Source organism: Pseudomonas sp. NPDC089428 (assembly GCF_044749325.1).
Classification (GTDB): Bacteria; Pseudomonadota; Gammaproteobacteria; order Pseudomonadales; family Pseudomonadaceae; genus Aquipseudomonas.
On record NZ_JBIVHT010000004.1, the window covers coordinates 301,776 to 320,573 of the forward strand.

13 protein-coding genes are annotated in these 18,798 nt (G+C 65.8%); 9 read left to right on the forward strand and 4 right to left on the reverse strand.

Annotation, left to right across the window (positions count from 1 at the left end; all coding sequences use genetic code 11):
• Nucleotides 1–7: 7 nt before the first annotated feature.
• Both ACIPZ5_RS10270 and ACIPZ5_RS10275 read right to left on the reverse strand, forming a co-directional pair.
• Nucleotides 8–2,242, reverse strand: a complete 2,235-nt coding sequence (locus ACIPZ5_RS10270) for an Ig-like domain-containing protein (protein ID WP_400808279.1) — start codon at nucleotides 2,240–2,242, stop codon at nucleotides 8–10.
• Between the two features lie 32 nt (nucleotides 2,243–2,274).
• Nucleotides 2,275–3,603 (reverse strand): hypothetical protein, encoded by a 1,329-nt coding sequence (locus ACIPZ5_RS10275; RefSeq protein ID WP_400808281.1) that lies wholly within the window; start codon nucleotides 3,601–3,603, stop codon nucleotides 2,275–2,277.
• A 553-nt stretch (nucleotides 3,604–4,156) separates the two neighbouring features.
• On the opposite strand from ACIPZ5_RS10275, the gene ACIPZ5_RS10280 reads away from it, so the two are divergent.
• The 4 genes from ACIPZ5_RS10280 to ACIPZ5_RS10295 are packed head-to-tail and all read left to right on the forward strand — an operon-like array spanning nucleotide 4,157 to nucleotide 9,751.
• Complete coding sequence (locus ACIPZ5_RS10280) at nucleotides 4,157–6,070, forward strand: sigma-54-dependent Fis family transcriptional regulator (RefSeq protein WP_400808284.1); 1,914 nt, start codon at nucleotides 4,157–4,159, stop codon at nucleotides 6,068–6,070.
• Between the two features lies 1 nt (nucleotide 6,071).
• Nucleotides 6,072–7,805 carry an ABC transporter ATP-binding protein gene (locus ACIPZ5_RS10285; RefSeq protein WP_400808286.1) on the forward strand — a complete coding sequence of 578 codons (1,734 nt, stop codon included), beginning with the start codon at nucleotides 6,072–6,074 and terminating at the stop codon, nucleotides 7,803–7,805.
• Nucleotides 7,795–8,466, forward strand: a complete 672-nt coding sequence (locus ACIPZ5_RS10290) for a S8 family serine peptidase (protein ID WP_400808289.1) — start codon at nucleotides 7,795–7,797, stop codon at nucleotides 8,464–8,466. Before ACIPZ5_RS10285 ends, ACIPZ5_RS10290 begins: the two co-directional genes overlap by 11 nt.
• Nucleotides 8,459–9,751: an NAD(P)/FAD-dependent oxidoreductase gene (locus tag ACIPZ5_RS10295; protein ID WP_400808292.1), complete on the forward strand. Its 1,293-nt coding sequence runs from the start codon at nucleotides 8,459–8,461 to the stop codon at nucleotides 9,749–9,751. The genes ACIPZ5_RS10290 and ACIPZ5_RS10295 overlap by 8 nt, the downstream gene beginning before the upstream one ends.
• 73 nt (nucleotides 9,752–9,824) lie before the next feature.
• Here the strand turns inward: ACIPZ5_RS10295 and ACIPZ5_RS10300 are convergent, their stop codons facing one another.
• Nucleotides 9,825–11,318, reverse strand: coding sequence for an aldehyde dehydrogenase family protein (locus ACIPZ5_RS10300; protein ID WP_400808295.1), 1,494 nt, complete (start codon nucleotides 11,316–11,318; stop codon nucleotides 9,825–9,827).
• Nucleotides 11,319–11,825: 507 nt separating this feature from the next.
• Here ACIPZ5_RS10300 and peaA point away from each other — a divergent pair.
• The 5 genes from peaA to ACIPZ5_RS10325 all read left to right on the forward strand — a co-directional run bounded on the left by peaA (nucleotide 11,826) and on the right by ACIPZ5_RS10325 (nucleotide 18,142).
• Complete coding sequence (gene peaA, locus ACIPZ5_RS10305; RefSeq protein WP_400808298.1) at nucleotides 11,826–13,391, forward strand: quinohemoprotein amine dehydrogenase subunit alpha; 1,566 nt, start codon at nucleotides 11,826–11,828, stop codon at nucleotides 13,389–13,391.
• 48 nt (nucleotides 13,392–13,439) lie between these two features.
• A complete protein-coding gene (gene peaB, locus ACIPZ5_RS10310; protein ID WP_400808301.1) occupies nucleotides 13,440–14,870 on the forward strand; it encodes a quinohemoprotein amine dehydrogenase maturation protein in 1,431 nt (476 codons plus the stop codon).
• A 1-nt stretch (nucleotide 14,871) separates the two neighbouring features.
• On the forward strand, nucleotides 14,872–15,195 hold the full coding sequence (gene qhpC, locus ACIPZ5_RS10315) for a quinohemoprotein amine dehydrogenase subunit gamma (protein ID WP_085679720.1): 324 nt from the start codon (nucleotides 14,872–14,874) through the stop codon (nucleotides 15,193–15,195).
• A 32-nt stretch (nucleotides 15,196–15,227) separates the two neighbouring features.
• Entirely contained in the window at nucleotides 15,228–16,349 is a 1,122-nt protein-coding gene (gene peaD, locus ACIPZ5_RS10320; protein WP_261940178.1) for a quinohemoprotein amine dehydrogenase subunit beta, read from the forward strand.
• Nucleotides 16,350–16,468: 119 nt separating this feature from the next.
• Nucleotides 16,469–18,142, forward strand: a complete 1,674-nt coding sequence (locus tag ACIPZ5_RS10325; protein ID WP_400808304.1) for a fatty acid CoA ligase family protein — start codon at nucleotides 16,469–16,471, stop codon at nucleotides 18,140–18,142.
• Nucleotides 18,143–18,208: 66 nt separating this feature from the next.
• Here the strand turns inward: ACIPZ5_RS10325 and mobA are convergent, their stop codons facing one another.
• A complete protein-coding gene (gene mobA, locus ACIPZ5_RS10330; RefSeq protein WP_400808307.1) occupies nucleotides 18,209–18,784 on the reverse strand; it encodes a molybdenum cofactor guanylyltransferase MobA in 576 nt (191 codons plus the stop codon).
• Between the last annotated feature and the right edge of the window lie 14 nt (nucleotides 18,785–18,798).

Sequence of the window (18,798 nt, forward strand, 5' to 3'; positions counted from 1 at the left end):
CCTGGCCTTACTGCACAGTCACGTTGACGGTACGGGTACTGCCTTGGCTGCTCGTCACGGTGGCGGTTGGTGCGGCCGTCGGGACGATCGTGGTGCTGTTGCTCACCGTCAGGCGCCAGCGGCCGGTCACCGGTACCGTGGTGGTGCCGAGGGTCTGCACGCCGGTGGTGGTGGTGACCCGCACGGTGACGGTGTTGCCGGTGGTCACCGACGAGGTACCGCTGACATCCCAGTTGTAACGGTTGTTCGAGCGGGCCAGGACGGTGGCGGCGGTGACCGTGAAGGTCTCGCCGGCGGCAGGCCGTGGCTGCACGTTGACCGTGACGGTGGCCGGGGCGGATACCGCACCGAGGGAGTCACGCGCCTGGTAGGTGAAGGTGGTGGTGAAGGCCGTCGTCACCGTGGCCGGAGGGGTGTAGCTGACCGTGGTGCCATCGGTGCTCACCGTGCCGCGGCCGGCTGCAGGCTGGGTAAGGTTGGTGACGGTCAGCGGCACGTTCCCTTCTGGGTCGGTGTCGTTGGTCAGCACGTTGATGGTCAGCGGCGCGGCCAGGGTGGTCACGGTTTCCGGGTTGGCGGTCGGTGCCTGGTTGGGCGCGACGTTGACGGTCACGGTGGCCGGCTGCGACTTCAGGCCCTTGGCGTCCATCGCCCGGTAGGTGAAGGTGGCCACCACCGGTTGCGTGGCGCCTGGCGGCGGGGTGTAGGTCACGGCGGTGCTGCCGTTGAGTACCACGCTGCCCTGGCCGGTAGCCGGTTGGGTCACGTCGGTGATGCTCAGTGGCACGTTGCCGTCCGGGTCGCTGTCGTTGAGCAGCAGGTTCATGGTCAACGGCACGCCCACGCTGGTGCTGCCGACATCGGCCTGGGCTACCGGCGGCTGGTTGGCGGCCTCGACCGGCGCCGTGCCGACGACGACCACTGGCTCCACATCTACGCCGCCATGGCTCGACTTGACGGTGACGGTGGCCGGTGGCTGGCTGACGTCATTGAGGGTGAGGGTCTGCAGGGTGCCGGACTTGGACAGGCGACCGTAGCCCTGGGCGACCATGTCCGGGATCACCACTTCGTCGCTGGAGCGCGCTTCGATGGTCAGCCGCTTGTTGGCCCACTCGTAGCGTGCGGTGCTGACTTTGACCACATCGGACAGCTTGCTCGAAATGGCGGTTGGCTGGGTGTTGATGTCGCTGCTGCTGGCCGTTACCACCACGACCGGCGGCGGCGCCACCTGGCTCAGTTGCTGGCTGAAGAACAGCCCGTTGTTGTCCGTGAGCATGCTGAACTGGCAAGGCGATGGTGGCGTGCCGACCAGGGCCAGGCCATTACGGAAGCAGACGCTGGAGCCTGTCGGGGCCTTGGCGAACACTTCCACCCGGGTGCCGCTGCCATTGCGTGAGTAGGTTGCCCGCTCCAGCGACGCCGGCAACTGTGGGCGCTGGTCGAGCACCTTGCCGGAGACGGTGAACAGGTTGGTCTCGATGCGCCCGGGCGGGCCGTCGATGCGAATGAAGTTGGTGCCGAACGGGCTGCCCTTGATCGCTTCTGGCCGGTTGGGGTCGCCGATGAAGGTGTCAGTGGTGCCGGTGTCCGGGTTCACTGCGGTATAGGGTGCGCCCAAGCCCTGGACGAAGGGGCCGATTGCACCATTGAGCGCCCCGGTGAAGTTGCCTGGCGCGCCGATACCGATGTCACGGGTGATGTTGATCGCCCGGCGCCCGGGTGTGGTGACGTTGACCGTCTCCACGCCATAGGGGTGGGTGATGGTGTAGGTACCGGCACGCGGGACCGAGACGCGGATACGGATACGGGCAAAGCTCTGCTGGTCGCCATCGACCGGGTTGCCGCCAGCGAATGCCGCTTCTATGCCAGCCACATAGGCGTCGAGCTCATAGCCGCTGTTACCAACCGCAGGAATACTGGTTTCCGCCAGGAACCAGAACATTTCTGAAGGCCAGTTGTCAGGGAACACCAGGGGCAGGGTATCGTCGAAGACGCCCGGCTCTGGCAGCAGGGTGCACATGTAGGCCGGTGCCCCTGGTGCGCCAGCGACCAGGGTACTGACGGCGTGCGAGCGGCACAGTTCCAGTGACAGGCCGTCACTGTCCTTGTACCACAGCGGGAAACCGCCGGTAGCGAAGGTGTAGGGGCCCGGGTCGACGTCGGACAGGGCGGCCCAGGCCGCACTGCTGAGGGTGAGGGAGAAACCGGCGGCCAACAGCGCACGGCGTTGCCAAGTGTTCATGCTGCCTCCTTGAAGGCCAAGCCTTTGTCTGTTCATGGCACCAGCACCACGTCTTCGATGTCGCTACCGCCATTGGCGCTGGTGACCTGCACCTTGGCCGGCGGAACGGGCGACAAGTTGGCTACCAGGTTTTTCTGGGCGCCGTCGCCGGTGAAATTGCCGATGAAGGTGCCGTTGCCGGTGCGGGCTGTCATGGCAGGCGGGTTGGTTTCGTCGCTGCTGGTGGCAATCACGGTGAGGGTGGCGTTGGCCAGGCTGTATTCGGCCTTGGTGATGGTGACCAGGTCGGTGAGCGCCAAGCTGGCGGTGGTGACGCTGCTGGTGGGGATGGCCACGCTGTTGTCGGCGCTGACCAGCATGCTGGTCGGCAGTGCCGGGTTGAGCGCGGACTGGGCATACCAGGTGCCGGTGCCGTTGGCTTCGGTCAGTGGCAGGTTAGGGGTCTGGCTGGTCAGGGTAGCGCTGCCGGGCGGTGGAGGGGCCAGCACGAACACATCCTGCTGGGCGCGCAGGTCGCCGTTTTCGGTGTGCCGCGAGTAGGTGCTGCGCAGCGGGATCAAAGGGGTGGGCCGGACCACTTCGGAGAGCTTGCCGGAAACGGCGAACAGGTCGGTCCGCAGGTCGATGCCGTTAGGGCCTTCGATGCGTACGAAGTTGGTGTTGAACGGGCTGCCGGTGACGCGCTCGTTGAGGTTGGGGTCACCGATGAATTTCTCGCTGCCTTCGGTGTAGGGGCCGTTGACGCTGCGCAGGAACGGCCCGACATCGCCCTTCAGTGCGCCGGTAAAGGTGCCGGCAGAGCCGATGCCGATGTCGCGGGTCATGTTGATCGCGCGGCGCCCGGCGGCGGGTACATCGAACACCTCGACGCCGTAGGGGTGGGTGACCACGTAGGTGCCGGCCACGGGCACGTCGACGCGGATCCGCACGCGGGCAAAACTGATCTGGTCGTTTTCTGCCGGGTCGCCACCGCCGAACGCGGCTTCGAGTGCGCTGACGTAGGTCAGGTTGACCCCCCTGGCGACGTCGTTGATGGCTGCATCGGCGGTGAACCAGAAGGATTCATCCGGCCAGTTGGTCGGGAAGACCAAGGGTTTGGTGTCGTCGAAAATGCCTGGGGCAGGCAAAAGGGTGCACATGTACGACGGTGCGCCGGGGGCGCCGGCGACGCGTGAACTCACGGCCTTGGACAGGCACAGGTCAAGGGTGCGGCCATGGGAATCCTGGTACCAGGCGGCGTAGTGACCGTTTTCAGGTGTATAGGGCCCAGTGTCGACGGCGTACAGCGCTGCCTGCGCCGGGAGCTGGAACAGGCCGGCGACGATCGCCACTGCCAGCGGGTTGGGTATCGGTCGGAGCATGAGTCAGTTCCTCCTGCTAACGGGCCCATGGACTTGGGGCGTCTGGGAGGACTAGGGCAACAGCCGTGCCAAATTTTTCATGTTTGGCTGGAGGCCTTGTGGGGCTTGGGTTTCAGGGGTGAGGGTGATGGCTTTGGGAGGATTTTTGGTGGGCGGTGTTCCCCAGCATTGGGGTTAGTTGTGGGGTTGGGAGTGCAGGCCTTGAGCGATGCATTGCCTGTGAGATCGAGCGCCGCCCGCGCGGCGCATCGCGGATAAATCCGCTCCTACATCTGTTGCAACGTACCGAACCTGTCACGCCATGGTTGCCCGCCCTGGCGCATGACTTGAGCCCTACAGAGAAGGCTGACAACCATGGCCTGTCAGGCATGGCCACGTTGCAACAGATGTAGGAGCGGATTTATCCGCGATGCGCCGCGCGGGCGGCGCTCGATCTCACAGGTGACACCCCCTCAAGCCATGCACCTCGACGCCCACCAAATTCTCCCGCACACTGCGGAAAAAAATACCAAGCCCGTAGCCCTGATCCCAAGGGCCACAGCTGGAGCAAACCATGGCGCGACAATTCCCCATAACAAACGCCCAAGACCCGCTGCATGAATCCCGCCAGGCCCGCCTGCGTCTGGCCAGCGAAGGCGAGCTGCCGATGGGCATGCTGCGCGATGAAATCGACGCTTCCTGGCGCCGCAGCCTTGGCCATGGCCTGGATTGCCTGCAAGGCGAACAGGTCGGCCTGGGGCTGCAGCAAGGCCACGACCTGCGTACCCTGCTGGAACGCAACCGCCTGCTGGTGGACGCCGTCACCCCAGAGCTGGACTACCTGGTCTCACGCCAGGGCAAGGCCGGCATCATCATCCTCGGCGATGCCCAGGCCAACGTGCTGGCCATCGAAGGGCAGAAGCACGTACTGGAACGCGAAGGTCTGCGCGACCTGCACCCCGGCAGCTGCTGGAGCGAATCGCTGCGTGGCACCAATGCCATTGGCACCGCCGTGGTCGAAGGCCGGCCGACACTGATCAACTGCGGCGAGCATTATCTGGACCGCCTCAGCCCGTTCTCTTGTACTTCGGTACCGCTGCGCGACCCGCGCGGCGAAGTGATCGGCGTGCTCGACATCACCCGCGAAGGGGTCATGGCCCAGCCCCAGGACAGCCTGACCATGCTGATGCTGGCGGCTGGCAATATCGAAAGCCGCATGTTCGGCCTGTGCCACCCTGAGCAACTGGTGCTGGCCTTCCACAGCCGCCCGCAATACCTCAACAGTGCCTGGCACGGCCTGCTGGCCCTGAGCCTGGACGGCGAGGTGCTGGCCGCCAACGACAACGCCTGCCAATTGCTGCAGGTGCCACGCCAGGGCCTGATCGGGCGCCGCAGCAGCGACCTGTTGGGTGAGCGTTCACCCGCCTTCATCGCCCGCCTGTGGCAGGGGGGTGTGAGCACCGTGCAGACGGCCAAGGGCGAATTCTTCTTCCGTGCACTGCAGTTGCCACGGCACAGCCCGCTCAATGGCAGCGCGGCGCAGGCCAGACCGGCAGCGCCCAACAAATCCCCCGCGCTGGATGCCCTGGCCGGCGGTGATGCGCGGCTGGCGCGCAACCTGCGCATGGCCCGCCAAGGCCTGGGCAATGGCTTGCCAGTGTTGCTGCTGGGCGAGACCGGCACCGGCAAGGAAGTGGTGGCCCGTGCCCTGCACCAGGCCAGCCCGCGTGCCGACAAACCGTTCGTTGCGGTCAACTGCGCGGCGATTCCCGAGGGGCTGATCGAGTCCGAACTGTTCGGCTACCGCGAGGGTGCCTTCACCGGCTCGCGCCGCGGCGGCATGGTCGGGCGGCTGATGCAGGCCCAGGGTGGCACGCTGTTCCTCGACGAGATTGGTGACATGCCGCTGGCCCTGCAGGCCCGGCTGTTGCGCGTGCTGCAGGAGCGCCGGGTGGCGCCGCTGGGCGCGGGCGACGAGCAGGACATTGACGTGGCGCTGATCTGCGCCACCCATCGCGACCTCAAGCGCCTGGTGCAGGAGCAGCATTTTCGCGAAGACCTGTACTACCGGGTCAACGGCGTGTCCCTGCGCCTGCCGGCGCTGCGCGAGCGCGATGACCTGGCGAGCATCATCGAGGGGTTGCTGGACAAGTCCGGCGCCAAGGGCGTAAGCCTCGACCCGGCCCTGGCGGCGTTGCTCGAAGGCTTCGACTGGCCGGGCAACATCCGCCAGCTGGAAATGGTCGTGCGCACCGCACTGGCCATGCGCGAGGACGGTGAGCAGGTGCTGACCCTCGACCACCTGACCGATTGCCTGCTGGAAGAGCTGGCCAGCGGCACGACGCCTTCCGGCAGCCTCAAGGACAACGAACTGGAATTGATTCGTGGCGCCCTGGCTCGCCATCAGGGCAATGTTTCGGCTGCCGCTGAAGCGCTGGGTATCAGCCGGGCAACGCTGTACCGCAAGCTCAAGCAGTTGCGCGGCTGACATGGGTAACCTGTTCGCCAGGCTGGTGGAATCCAGCAACCCTCTGCTCATGCGCCAGGCCCTGGCCTGGCTGTATGGTTTCGTCCGCCCCCATCAACGGGCCATCGGCGTGCTGCTGGGCTTGTCCTTCGGCGCTTCGCTGCTGGCCCTGGTACAGCCCTGGCTGGTCAAGACGCTGATCGACGAGGGCCTGCTGGCCAAGGATTACCAGACCCTCTGGCACATGGCGGCGATCATGATCGGCGCCGGCCTGCTGGGCACCGTGCTGGCGGGCGTCAACCGCTACCTGCACACGCGCCTGTCGGGGCGCATTCTGTTTGCCCTGCGCGATGACCTGTACCGCCATCTGCAGCAGCTGTCGCCGACCTTCTACGGGCGTCGGCGTACCGGCGACATCCTCTCGCGGCTCGACGGCGATGTTGCCGAGATCCAGCGTTTTGCCGTGGACTCGCTGTTTTCGGCGGTGTCGGCGATGATTGGCCTGGTCGGCGCGGTGGCGCTGATGCTGATGCTGTCCTGGCAACTGTCGTTGCTGCTGGCACTGTTGATCCCCATCGAAGTGCTGTGGCTGCGCTGGATGCGGCGCAAGGTCGAGCGCGAGGTACGCAACCTGCGCGAGCGTTCGGCCGACGTGTCGTCGTTCCTGGTCGAGACTTTGCCGGCCATGAAGTTCATCCAGGCCGCCGGCCAGCAGAACCGTGAAGCCGGGCGCCTGGACCAGCTGGGGCAGGGCTACATGCGCCAGCTGCTGAAGGTGCAGGTGACCGAGTTCTTCACCCAGGCGATCCCCGGCACCTTGACCTCCTGGTGCCGCGCTTGCGCGTTCCTGGTAGGTGGCTGGTGGGTGATCCAGGGCACCTGGCAGCTTGGCGCGCTTATCGCGTTTTCAACCTACATGGGCATGGCGGTCGGCCCGGTGCAAAGCCTGTTGGGCCTGTACGTGGCGGTGCAGCGCATGGCGGTAAGCCTGGGCCGGGTGATGGAGCTCAAGCAGGAAACCGTGGCAGTGCGCGAGGCTGAATCGCCCAGGCCCATGCCGCAAGGGCCGGGCGAGTTGCGCCTGGAAGGCGTGAGCTTTGCCCATGACGGGCGCCAGGGGGCGGTACTGGCGCAGGTCGACGCCTGCATCCCCGGTGGCCTGAAAGTCGCCATCAGCGGCGCCTCCGGCGTCGGCAAATCGACCCTGATCGACCTGCTGCAGCGCTTCTACGACCCGGATGCCGGGCGCATCCTGCTTGATGGCGCCGACCTGCGCGAGCTTGATCTGGCCGCCGTGCGCCAGCGCATCGCGGTGGTCAGCCAGGACATCGTGCTGTTCCGCGGCACCCTGGCGCAGAACCTTGCCTATGGTGCACCACAGGCCAGCCGTGAGGAGCTGGAACGGGTGGTTCGACTGGCTCACCTCGACAGCCTGGTCGAGAGCTTGCCGCTGGGCCTGGACGGGCTGCTCGGCGAGCGCGGCCAGCAGCTTTCCGGCGGGCAGAAACAGCGCATCGCCATCGCCCGGGCGGTGCTGCAGGCGCCTTCGATCCTGGTGCTCGACGAGGCGACCTCGGCGGTGGACGAAGCCACCGAACGCGAAGTGATTGCCGCCATCGACGAATTGTTCGCCGGGCGCACGCGGATCTTGATCAGCCACCGCGCATCGACCCTGGCCGATGCCGACCTGCACCTGCATCTGCAAGGTGGGCAACTGCGCGTTCTGCCCCAGGAGGTGATCAAGCATGGTCGCTGAGTTCCGGGTCGGGGTGATTGACAGTGGTTGTGCACCATCGCAGGCATTGGTCGCGGCGCGAAGCTTCTGGCTGGACGAGGGGGTGCTGTGCGAGGGTGAGCTGCAACCTGACCGGCTCGGCCATGGCAGCGCCGTGTTGGCCAGCCTGCAAGCCGAGGCCGGCGAACTGCCGCTGTTGCTCGCCCAGGTATTTACCGAACAAGGCAGCACCAGCGCCTTGCAGGTTGCCGCCGGGTTGTTCTGGCTGGCTGAGCAGGGTGTGACGATGATCAATCTCAGCCTTGGCTTGCAGCAGGACCGGGCCGTGTTGCGCCAGGCCTGTGCCGAGGTGCAGCAGGCCGGGGTGCTGCTGTGCGCGTCCAGCCCGGCGCAGGGCAGTGCAGTGTACCCGGCTGCGTATCCGGGGGTCATCCGCATCACCGGCGATGCCCGTTGCGCGCCAGGGCAATGGTCGTGGCTCGGCAGTGCCCAGGCCGACTTCGGTGGCCATGTCGGCGAGCGCGGCCGGGCCGGAGCGAGTCTTGGCTGTGCGGCGGTGAGCGGGCGGATTGCGACGCTGTTGCAGCAGCAGCCTGGCCTGGACCGGCAACAGGTCTATGCCTGGCTGCAGGCCCACGCCGCGTTCAGCGGCCCGGAGCGTCGAGGTGTGGCCGATGCCTGAACCGCGCATTCTGGTACTGGGCGCCGGGCCTGCCGGCGCGGCTACCGCGTTGGGCCTGCGCCGGCTGGGCTACCGGGTCATCGTCGTCTCCGATTGGCGACGGTTTGCCGCCGTGGAAGGGGTTTCGCAGCGGGTGCTGGAAGGGTTGCGTCATGCCGGCCTTGGCGGCGCCTTGGCCGAGGCGGCGGTGCCAGCGACGCGCCAGGTGCGCTGGAATGGCCAGCACCTGCAACTCAATCAGGAATACCTGCTCGACCGCCAGCGTTTCGACCGTGCCTTGCGCGATGACCTGAACCGGGCAGGCGTAACGCTGGTGGAAGGGCGTGTGCGCGAAGTTTCCCGTGCCGAGGGCTACCAGGTACGGCTGGGTGACGGGCAGCTGCTGCAGGGCGACTTCCTGGTCGAAGCGCGCGGCCGTCAGGCGCCGTTGGCGGCAGACCGCTTGCGTGGCCCGGAAACGCTCAGCCTGCTCAACCTCTGGCAGTCGGCACCTGGCGAGCCGGCGTCGGCGGTGGAAAGCCTGGACGATGGCTGGGCGTGGATGGCCAGGCTTGCCGATGGCCGTTGCTACTGGCAGGTCACACTGGACGCCGAGGGCCTGCCGGGCAAGGCCGCGTTGCCTGAATATTGCGCCGCACGTCGACGTGCGTCGGCGCTGGTGGCCGAGTTGTTCGATGCGCGTGCGCTGGAACCTGCGCAGGTGCATGCCCGCAGCAGCACGGCGATCCTCGCGGGCGATTGTGTCGGGGATGACTGGCTGCGGGTGGGCGATGCGGCGATGGCGGTTGACCCATTGTCGGGGAACGGGATTTTCCAGTCGCTGTCCTCGGCGTTGCAGGCACCGGTGGTGATCAATACCTTGCTGCGCCGGCCTGAGCGTGCGGCACTGGCCAGGCAGTTCCATCAGCAGCGGATTGAGCAGCTGTTTTTGCGCTTTGCCCGCATCGGGCGGGATTTCTACGGGCAGGAGCTTGAACGCGCAGGGCAGCCATTCTGGGAACGCCGTCGGGTTTGGCCGGATGCGCAGCCGTTGCATCTGGCGGCGGACTGGGCGGCGGTGCGGGTGGCGCGGCGGCCGGTGTTGCGTGAGGGGTGGGTGGACGAGGCTGAGGTGGTGGTGACGGTGGATCAGCCGTTGGGGGTGTGGCATTTGCAGGGGGTGGAGCTCGCGCCGGTGGTGAATGACTTGCTGGCTGGTCGAGAACCCAAGGCAGTTATGAGCACACTGTCAGCAGAGCATCAGCGGATGTTGATACGCTGGCTGGCAGACCAAGGTTACAGCTGAGATCCTTGGGCCGCGTGGCGGCCCATTCGCGGGGCAAGTCGGGGCGCCGCGAAAGGGCCGGTAAAGGTAAAGATCAGAGCTTGATCAGCACCGATTTGAGCTCGGTATAGTGCTCAATGGCCGCTGCGCCCATCTCACGGCCGACACCGGACATCTTGTAGCCCCCGAACGGCAGCGCCGGGTCCAGCGCGCTGTGGCAGTTGACCCACACCGACCCCGACTTGATGCGCGGAATCATCCGGTGCACCGCCGCCAGGTCGTTCGACCAGATGCTAGCGCCCAGGCCATAGGGGTTGTCGTTGGCCATGCCGATCACTTCGTCGAGGTCGTCGAACGGCATTGCCACCAGCACCGGCCCGAAGATCTCTTCCTGCACCAGGCGATGGCGCTGGTCGACGTCGACGATTACCGTCGGCTTGACGAAGTAACCCGGGCCGAAGCCCTCACCGCCACAGGCGATGGTCGCCCCCAGCTCGCGGCCCAGGTTGATGTAGCCGGTGACCCGGTCCTGCTGCTTGGCCGAGATCAGCGGGCCCATCTGCACGGCCGGGTCCAGGCCGCTGCCGAGTTTCATGCCGTTGGCGATGCCGGCGATGTCGGCCACCACATTGTCGAAGTGCTTGCGGTGCACGTACAGGCGCGAACCGGCGCAGCATACCTGGCCCTGGTTGAAGAAGATCGCCGTGGCGGCGCCGGCAGCGGCTTCCTGCAGGTTGGCATCGGGCATGACGATGGTCGGCGACTTGCCGCCGAGCTCCAGGGTGACACGGGTCATGTTGTCCATGGCCGCCTTGCCGATCAGCTTGCCCACTTCGGTGGAGCCGGTGAAGGTCAGCTTGTCCACGCCCGGGTGGCGGCTCAGCGCTGCACCGGCGTTCAGGCCGGTGCCGGTGATCACGTTGAACACCCCGGCCGGGTAGCCAGCCTCGTTCACCAGCTCGGCCAGCTTGAGGGCGGTCAGCGGAGTTTCGTCGGCCGGCTTGAGCACCACGCTGCAGCCAGTGGCCAGGGCCGGGCCGAGCTTCCAGCAGGCCAGCAGCAGCGGGAAGTTCCAGGCGACGATGGCGCCGACCACGCCGACCGCTTCGCGACGCACGAAACCATGGAACTGGTCATTGGGCATCAGCGGCATGGACGCTTCGACGGTGCTACCCTCGATCTTGGTGGCCCAGCCGGCCATGTAGCGCAGGAAGTCGATGGCCAACTGCACGTCCATGACCTTGGCCACGGCGGCGCTCTTGCCGTTGTTCAGGCATTCCAGCTCGGCCAGTTGCTGCGCGTCGCGCTCCATCAGGTCGGCCAGGCGCCACAGCAGGTTCTGCCGCTCGCGTGGGCGCATGCGGCTCCACGGCGAATCATCGAAGGCCTGGCGTGCGGCGCGCACCGCGCGGTCGACATCTTCGGCCTCGGCGGCGGGCACTTCGCCCAGCACCTCGCCAGTGGCCGGGTTGCGGAACGACAGGGTGCGGCCGCTGGCGGCGTCCTGCCAGTCGGCGCCGATACGCATCTTCAGCTTGCGCTCGAGGAAGGCGCGGGTGGCGGGCAGGATGGGCAGTTCGGAAAGCATGGGGCTGAGCCTCTTGTCATTGGATGTGGCAGGCACTGGCGCAATGGCCGTGCCAAGGTTGCCAAATGGCTGCAAGGTGCTGAACTGGTTGGGTTTTGCCGGGTTGCAAGGTTGGGATTGCAAGGCTGCGCTGTTGCACATTGAGACGGTGTGAGACGGTGATGACACAGGGGCTGTCCGGCCGCTTCGCGGGCAAGTCGGGGCGCCGAACCGCCGCACCCACAGGTGCTGTGTTGAACCTGGGTCATGCGCCATTCGTGTGGGAGCTGGCTTGCCAGCGATGGCTTGCGCAGCAGGCCCTGTCTCAGGATGAAACACGTTGTCGCGAAATGGCACGCTCCGGCTAGGCCGGCCATGCCTCAGGTGGCCCATTCAGTTCAGCTAAAAGCCTGAAATACAACGCCTTTGCATCACTTGGCACAGTTTCTGTATCACAACCTTCACATGCACACCTGCTGTCCCAAAGCGTGTGAAAACCATAAGAACAACAACCGTGGAGGTCTGACCTTGAAGACGACTCGACTCCGGCGGCATGCGGGCAAACTGGCGCTGGTCGCCGCCGCACTGCTGGGCACCCAGGCCATGGCGGCCGAGCAGGGCCCGAGCCTGTTGCAGAACAAGTGCATGGGGTGCCATATCCCCGAGGGCAACGATACCTACAGCCGCATCAGCCACCAGCGCAAGACGCCGGAAGGCTGGCTGATGAGCATCGCCCGCATGCAGGTCATGCATGGCCTGCAGATCAGTGACGACGACCGTCGCGCCCTGGTCAAGTACCTGGCCGACAAGCAGGGCCTGGCGCCCAGTGAGACCGATGGCGTGCGCTACGCCATGGAGCGCCGGCTCAACACCGTCGAGCACTTCGACACCCAGCTCAGCGAAACCTGTGGCCGCTGCCACTCCGGCGCCCGTGTCGCCCTGCAACGGCGCCCGGCGCAGGAGTGGGAACACCTGATCAACTTCCACCTCGGCCAGTGGCCGTCTTTGGAATACCAGGCCCAGGCGCGTGACCGCGACTGGCTGGAAATCGCCCTCAAGCAAGTGGTACCGGACCTGGCCAAGCGCTTCCCGCTGGAAAGCCCGGCCTGGGCCGAATGGCAGAAGACCAAGCCGACCGCCGACGCACTGCCGGGGCAGTGGGCGTTCAGCGGCCACATGCTGGCCAAGGGCGATGTGCGCGGGGTGATGACCGTCAGCGCCGACCAGGGCGATACCTTCAAGGTCGAGGTCAAGGGCAGCTACGCCGACGGCACGCCGTTCAACGGCAGTGGCACGGCGATTCTCTATAACGGCTATGAATGGCGCGGCAACGTCAAGGTCGGCGACAGCAACCTGCGCCAGGTCTTTGCCGCGCTGGACGGCGAGATGAAGGGTCGCATGTTCGAAGCCGATCACGACGAGCGTGGCCTGGACTTCACCGCAGCCAAAGAGGGCAAGGCCCGCCTGCTCGCGGTACAGCCGGCATTCATCAAGGCCGGTGGCGAAAGCGAGATCACCCTGGTTGGCACCGGCCTTGCCGGCAAGCCTGACCTGGGCGCCGGCGTGGAAGTGACCGAGGTGCTGGAGCAGAGCCCGACCCTGGTGCGCGTGAAGGCCCGTGCCGCAGCCGACGCCAAGCCTGGCCAGCGCGAAGTTGCCGTGGGTGAGCTCAAGGGCGCAAACCTGGCGGTGTACGACAAGGTCGAGGAAGTGAAAGTGGTGCCGGCATTCTCCATCGCCCGCATCGGCGAGAACGGTGCCTCGGTGCCGAAGGTCCAGGGGCGTTTCGAAGCCGAAGCCTGGGGCAAGGACGCCAATGGCCAGCCGCTGCGTATCGGCTACCTGCCAGCCAGCTGGAAAGTCGAGCCGTTCAACGAGCGTGCGGTCGAGGACGAAGACGTCAAGTTCGCCGGGCAGATGCAGGCCGACGGTGTGTTCGTGCCTGGCGGTGCCGGCCCGAACCCGGCGCGCAAGATGATGACCAACAACGCCGGCAACCTGAAAGTCATCGCCACCTTGGCAGACGGCGGCCAGAGCGGTGAGGGCCACATGATCGTCACCGTCCAGCGCTGGAACAACCCGCCGCTGCCGTAACGGCAGTGGGCAACGGTTTTCCAACGCATCGATTATCGGGAGGTCGCCATGGGCGCGCTACTGAACCTGGTCGAACGCAACCTGCACGAAGTGCAGGTCGATGCCGACCGCATGCTGTTCCACATTCCCAGCAGTTCGCTGTTCACCGCCGACGCGGTGACCGGCGGTATCATCGACACCCTGCGCCAGCAAGGCTGCTCGGCCGAGGAGCTGATGCAGCGCCTTGGCCAGCAGTTTGCCGGCGATGAAATCCAGGGCACCCTGCGCGAGCTGATCGCACTGGAGCTGGTCAGCGACGGCTCGCCGCTGACCCCGGAAATCGCCCTCAAGCAGGTCGAACGCACGGCGCTGAACACCGTGGTGCTCAACGTCAACACCGGCTGCAACCTCAGCTGCACCTACTGCTACAAGGAAGACCTGGACAAACCGTCCGCCGGCAAGAAGATGAGCACCGCTACCGCCGAAGCCTCGGTGGAGATGCTGCTCAAGGAGTCGCCCAACGAGGAGCGCTACAGCGTGGTGTTCTTCGGTGGCGAGCCGCTGTCAAACCGGCCGCTGATCGAGCACATGGTCGCCTACTGCGAGCGGCGCTTCGCCGAAGCCGGCAAGCAGGTGGAATTCATCATGACCACCAACGCGACCTTGCTGACCGAAGAAATCATCGAGTGGCTCAACGCCCACCGCTTCGGCCTGTCGATCAGTATCGACGGCCCGAAGACCGTGCACGACCGCAACCGCATCACCGTGGGCGGGCAGGGCACCTATGACGTGGTGCGGCGCAAGGCCGACCTGCTCCTGTCGCGCTACACCAGCCGCCCGGTGGGCGCGCGGGTCACCCTGACCCGTGGCATTACCGACGTCGAGACCATCTGGAACCACCTGTTCAACGAAATGGGCTTCGCTGAAGTCGGCTTTGCCCCGGTCACCTCCGGCGACATGGCCGATTTCAACCTCACCGGCGAAGAGCTGGTGCAGGTGTTCGCCAACATGAAGGCGCTGGGCCGCAAGTACCTGGAGGCGGCGCTGGAGCACCGCAACATCGGCTTCTCCAACCTGCACCAGCTGATCACCGACATCCACGAAGGCCACAAGAAGGCCTTGCCGTGCGGTGCCGGGCTGAAGATGCTGGCCGTGGACCACGAAGGCGAGCTGAACCTGTGCCACCGCTTCACCGGCTCCAGCCTGCCAACCTTCGGCAACGTCCACCAGGGCGTGAAGCAGGCACAGCTCAACGACTTCCTGTCGCAGCGCCTGGACCGCAGCAACACCGGCTGCGACAGCTGCCGCATCCGCAACCTGTGCTCCGGCGGCTGCTACCACGAGAGCTACGCCCGCTACGGCGACCCGCAGCACCCGACCTACCACTACTGCGAGTTGATGCGCGACTGGGTCGACTTCGGCATCGAGGTCTACAGCCGCATCATGGCCGCCAACCCGGCCTTCATCGACCGCTACATCACCCCGCGGAAGGCGCACTGACATGAAGCATTTGAAGCCCCTGAACAACAAGGCGCGCATCCTCGAACAGGCCGCCGCCGAAGACCGCGTCGCCGACGTCCTGGCCATGAGCGCGGTGGCCGGCTGCACCGCCACCACCGACCCGGGTTGGGAAGTGGACGCCTTTGGCGGCGTCAGCTCGCTGTGCCAGCCGATGGAGGCCGACCTGTACGGTTGCTCCGACCCTTGCTGGTGGCCGGCCCAGGTGCCGGACATGATGAGCACTTACCAGGACTGGAACGCCCAGGCGAACAACTCCCAGGAAGACTGGCGCAACCTCGGCACCGTGTTCCCTAAAGACAAGTGACCGGCCCAACAAGAATGACAAGGGGAAACCGCATGAAAGCTGGACGCTGCGCGCAACTCGCGCTGACAATCGCCGCCACGGCCTGCACCTGGGCGGTACAGGCCGATGATGCCGGCCCGGCCCTCAAGGCTGGCCAGGAATACCTGATCACCACCAACTACCCGAACAACCTGCACGTCATCGACGTGGCCAGCGACACGCTGTACAAGAGCTGCCAGATGCCCGACAAGTTCGGCCCCGGCACCGCGATGATGGCGCCGGACAACCGCACCGCCTACGTGCTCAACAACCATTATGCCGACATCTACGGCATCGACCTGGACACCTGCAAGACCACCTTCCACGCCAACCTGTCCAGCGTGCCCGGCGAAGTCGGCAAGTCGATGTACTCGTTTGCCCTGAGCCCCGATGGCAAAGAGGTGTACGCCACGGTCAACCCGACCCAGCGCCTGAACGACCACTACGTGGTCAAGCCACCGCGCCTGGAGGTGTACAGCACCGCCGACGGCCTGGAGGCCAAGCCGCTGCGCACATTCCCGATGCCGCGCCAGGTCTACCTGATGCGCGCCGCCGATGATGGCAGCCTGTTCTTCGTCGGGCCGGACATCTACAAGATGGACGTGAAGACCGGCAAGTACACCGTGGCCCTGCCGCTGCGCAACTGGAACCGCAAGGGCTACAGCGCCCCGGATGTGCTGTACTTCTGGCCGCACCAGAGCCCGCGCCATGAGTTTTCGATGCTCTACACCATTGCCAGGTTCAAGGACGCCAAGCAGGATCCGAACGAGGCGCAGCCGCTGTACGGCTACCTGAGCATCGACCTCAAGACCGGCAAGCCCCACACCCAGGAGTTCGCCGACCTGACCGAGCTGTACTTCACCGGCCTGCGCTCGCCGAAGGACCCGAACCAGATCTACGGCGTGCTCAACCGCCTGGCCAAGTACGACATCAAGCAGCGCAAGCTGATCAAGGCGGCTAATCTGGAGCACACCTATTACTGCGTGACCTTCGACAAGAAGGGCGACAAGCTGTACCTGGGCGGCACCTTCAATGACCTGGCGGTGTTCGACCCCGAGACACTGGAGAAGGTGAAGAACATCAAGCTGCCGGGCGGTGACATGTCCACCACCACACCGCAGGTGTTCGTCCGCTAAGTCGGTGTGAGCTTCTTCGCGGATAAATCCGCTCCTACGGGTCAGCGGTGATCTTGTAGGAGCGGATTCATCCGCGATGAGGCCGGTACAACCCACACAAGAACAACAAGAGAGCGCCCATGCCCCAGCCAAGCTACACCCAGGGCAACCCGACCAAGGCCCTGCTCAGCCAATGCATTGGCGACGCCTTCGACGCCACCGTCGCCCGCTTCCCCGAGCGCGATGCGCTGGTGGTCCGCCACCAGGCCCTGCGCTACACCTGGCAGCAACTGGCCGATGCCGTCGACCAGCACGCCCGCGCACTCATGGCCCTGGGTGTGCAGCCCGGCGACCGCTTAGGCATCTGGGCGCCCAATTGCGCCGAGTGGTGCATCACCCAGTTTGCCAGCGCCAAGGTCGGCGCGATCCTGGTCAACATCAACCCGGCCTACCGCTCCAGCGAGCTGGACTACGCCCTCGGCCAGTCCGGCTGCCGCTGGGTGATCTGCGCCGACGCCTTCAAGACCTCCGATTACCACGCCATGCTGCTGGGCCTGATCCCGGGCCTGGTGAACGGTCAGCCCGGTGCTCTGGTCTGCGAGCGTTTCCCCGAGCTGCGCGGGGTGGTCAGCCTGGCGCTCTCACCACCGGCTGGCTTCCTCGCCTGGCATGACCTGCAAGCCCGTGCCGAGTCGGTCAGCCGTGAGGCCCTGGCCGAGCGCCAGGCGCAACTGCACTGCGACGACCCGATCAACATCCAGTACACCTCCGGCACCACCGGCTTCCCCAAGGGTGCCACGCTCAGCCACAGCAACATCCTCAACAACGGCTACATGGTCGGTGAAAGCCTGGGCCTCACCGAACACGACCGCCTGGTGGTACCGGTGCCGCTGTACCACTGTTTCGGCATGGTCATGGCCAACCTGGGCTGCATGACCCACGGCAGCACGCTGATCTACCCCAGTGATGCCTTCGACCCGCTGGCAACCCTGCGCGCCGTGGCCGAGGAAAAGGCCACCGCCCTGTATGGCGTGCCGACCATGTTCATCGCCGAGCTGGACCACCCGCAGCGTGGCGAATTCGACTTGTCGAGCCTACGCACCGGGATCATGGCCGGCGCCACCTGCCCGATCGAAGTGATGCGCCGGGTGATCGGCGAGATGCACATGGCCGAGGTGCAGATTGCCTACGGCATGACCGAGACCAGCCCGGTGTCGCTGCAGACCGGGCCCGACGATGACCTGGAGCGCCGGGTGACCAGCGTCGGCCGCACCCAGCCACGGCTGGAGAGCAAGGTGGTCGACGCCGACGGCAACACCGTGCCGCGTGGCGTGATCGGTGAACTGTGTACCCGCGGCTACAGTGTGATGCTGGGTTACTGGAACAACCCCAAGGCCACCGCCGAGAGCATCGATGGCGAAGGCTGGATGCACACCGGTGACCTGGCGGTGATGGACGAGCAGGGCTATGTGCGCATTGTCGGGCGCAGCAAGGACATGATCATTCGCGGCGGCGAGAACATCTACCCGCGGGAGCTGGAGGAGTTCTTCTTCACTCACCCGGCGGTCGCCGATGTGCAGGTGATCGGCGTGCCGTGCAGCAAGTATGGCGAAGAGATCGTCGCCTGGGTGCGCCTGCATCCTGGGCATACCGCCAGCGCGGAGCAATTGCGCGACTGGGCGAAAGCGCGGATCGCGCACTTCAAGGTGCCCAGGTACTTCCGGTTCGTCGACGAGTTCCCGATGACGGTGACCGGCAAGGTGCAGAAGTTCCGGATGCGCGAGATCAGCATCGAGGAACTGACGGCGCGATGATGTATCGCCTGTACCGGCCCTTTCGCGGGCTTGCCCGCGAAAGGGCCGGTACAGAGGGTGGAGCATTCAGCCTTGCAGCAAATCGGGGCTATTGAAGTTGCTCAGCCGCGGATCATCCTCGGCACACTCCAGCCCTTGCACCGCCTCCCGCAACAAGGCCTTCTGCAAGCTGCGCTCACCCGCCAGCCAGGCCTGCTCCAGCACCGGCAACACCCGGCGCGGCAAGACGCTGAACATCGGCTGCCAAAACCCGCCCTGGCGCACCATTGCAACACTGTCCCCGGTCACAGCCAACTGCCGCAAGCTATCGATCAATACCTTGTCAACCAACGGCGCATCGCACGCCAGCAGCACCACCCATTCATGCCTGGCCACCTGCAGCCCGGCAATCACCCCGGCCAGCGGCCCGGGGAAGTCCGCCTCGGCGTCGCCCACCAGTTGGTCGGCGTAAGCCTTGTACGTCTGCTGGTTGCGGTTGCAGGAAATCACCAGGTCATCACTGAGCGGCCGAACGGTACGCTGGATATGCGCGACCAACGGCTCGCCGCGCCATTCCAGCAGGCCTTTGTCACGCCCGCCCATGCGCTGGCCGCGGCCACCGGCGAGGATCAGGACGGAGCAAGGGGGCAGGGCATCAGGCATGAAAAAGGGTTCCG

Excerpts from the sequence above, each read along its gene's own strand:
- ACIPZ5_RS10270 (WP_400808279.1), bottom strand. The coding sequence starts at position 2,242 with ATGAACACTTGGCAACGCCGTGCGCTGTTGGCCGCCGGTTTCTCCCTC.
- ACIPZ5_RS10275 (WP_400808281.1), bottom strand. The coding sequence starts at position 3,603 with ATGCTCCGACCGATACCCAACCCGCTGGCAGTGGCGATCGTCGCCGGC.
- ACIPZ5_RS10280 (WP_400808284.1), top strand. The coding sequence starts at position 4,157 with ATGGCGCGACAATTCCCCATAACAAACGCCCAAGACCCGCTGCATGAA.
- ACIPZ5_RS10285 (WP_400808286.1), top strand. The coding sequence starts at position 6,072 with ATGGGTAACCTGTTCGCCAGGCTGGTGGAATCCAGCAACCCTCTGCTC.
- ACIPZ5_RS10290 (WP_400808289.1), top strand. The coding sequence starts at position 7,795 with ATGGTCGCTGAGTTCCGGGTCGGGGTGATTGACAGTGGTTGTGCACCA.
- ACIPZ5_RS10295 (WP_400808292.1), top strand. The coding sequence starts at position 8,459 with ATGCCTGAACCGCGCATTCTGGTACTGGGCGCCGGGCCTGCCGGCGCG.
- ACIPZ5_RS10300 (WP_400808295.1), bottom strand. The coding sequence starts at position 11,318 with ATGCTTTCCGAACTGCCCATCCTGCCCGCCACCCGCGCCTTCCTCGAG.
- peaB (WP_400808301.1), top strand. The coding sequence starts at position 13,440 with ATGGGCGCGCTACTGAACCTGGTCGAACGCAACCTGCACGAAGTGCAG.
- qhpC (WP_085679720.1), top strand. The coding sequence starts at position 14,872 with ATGAAGCATTTGAAGCCCCTGAACAACAAGGCGCGCATCCTCGAACAG.
- peaD (WP_261940178.1), top strand. The coding sequence starts at position 15,228 with ATGAAAGCTGGACGCTGCGCGCAACTCGCGCTGACAATCGCCGCCACG.
- ACIPZ5_RS10325 (WP_400808304.1), top strand. The coding sequence starts at position 16,469 with ATGCCCCAGCCAAGCTACACCCAGGGCAACCCGACCAAGGCCCTGCTC.
- mobA (WP_400808307.1), bottom strand. The coding sequence starts at position 18,784 with ATGCCTGATGCCCTGCCCCCTTGCTCCGTCCTGATCCTCGCCGGTGGC.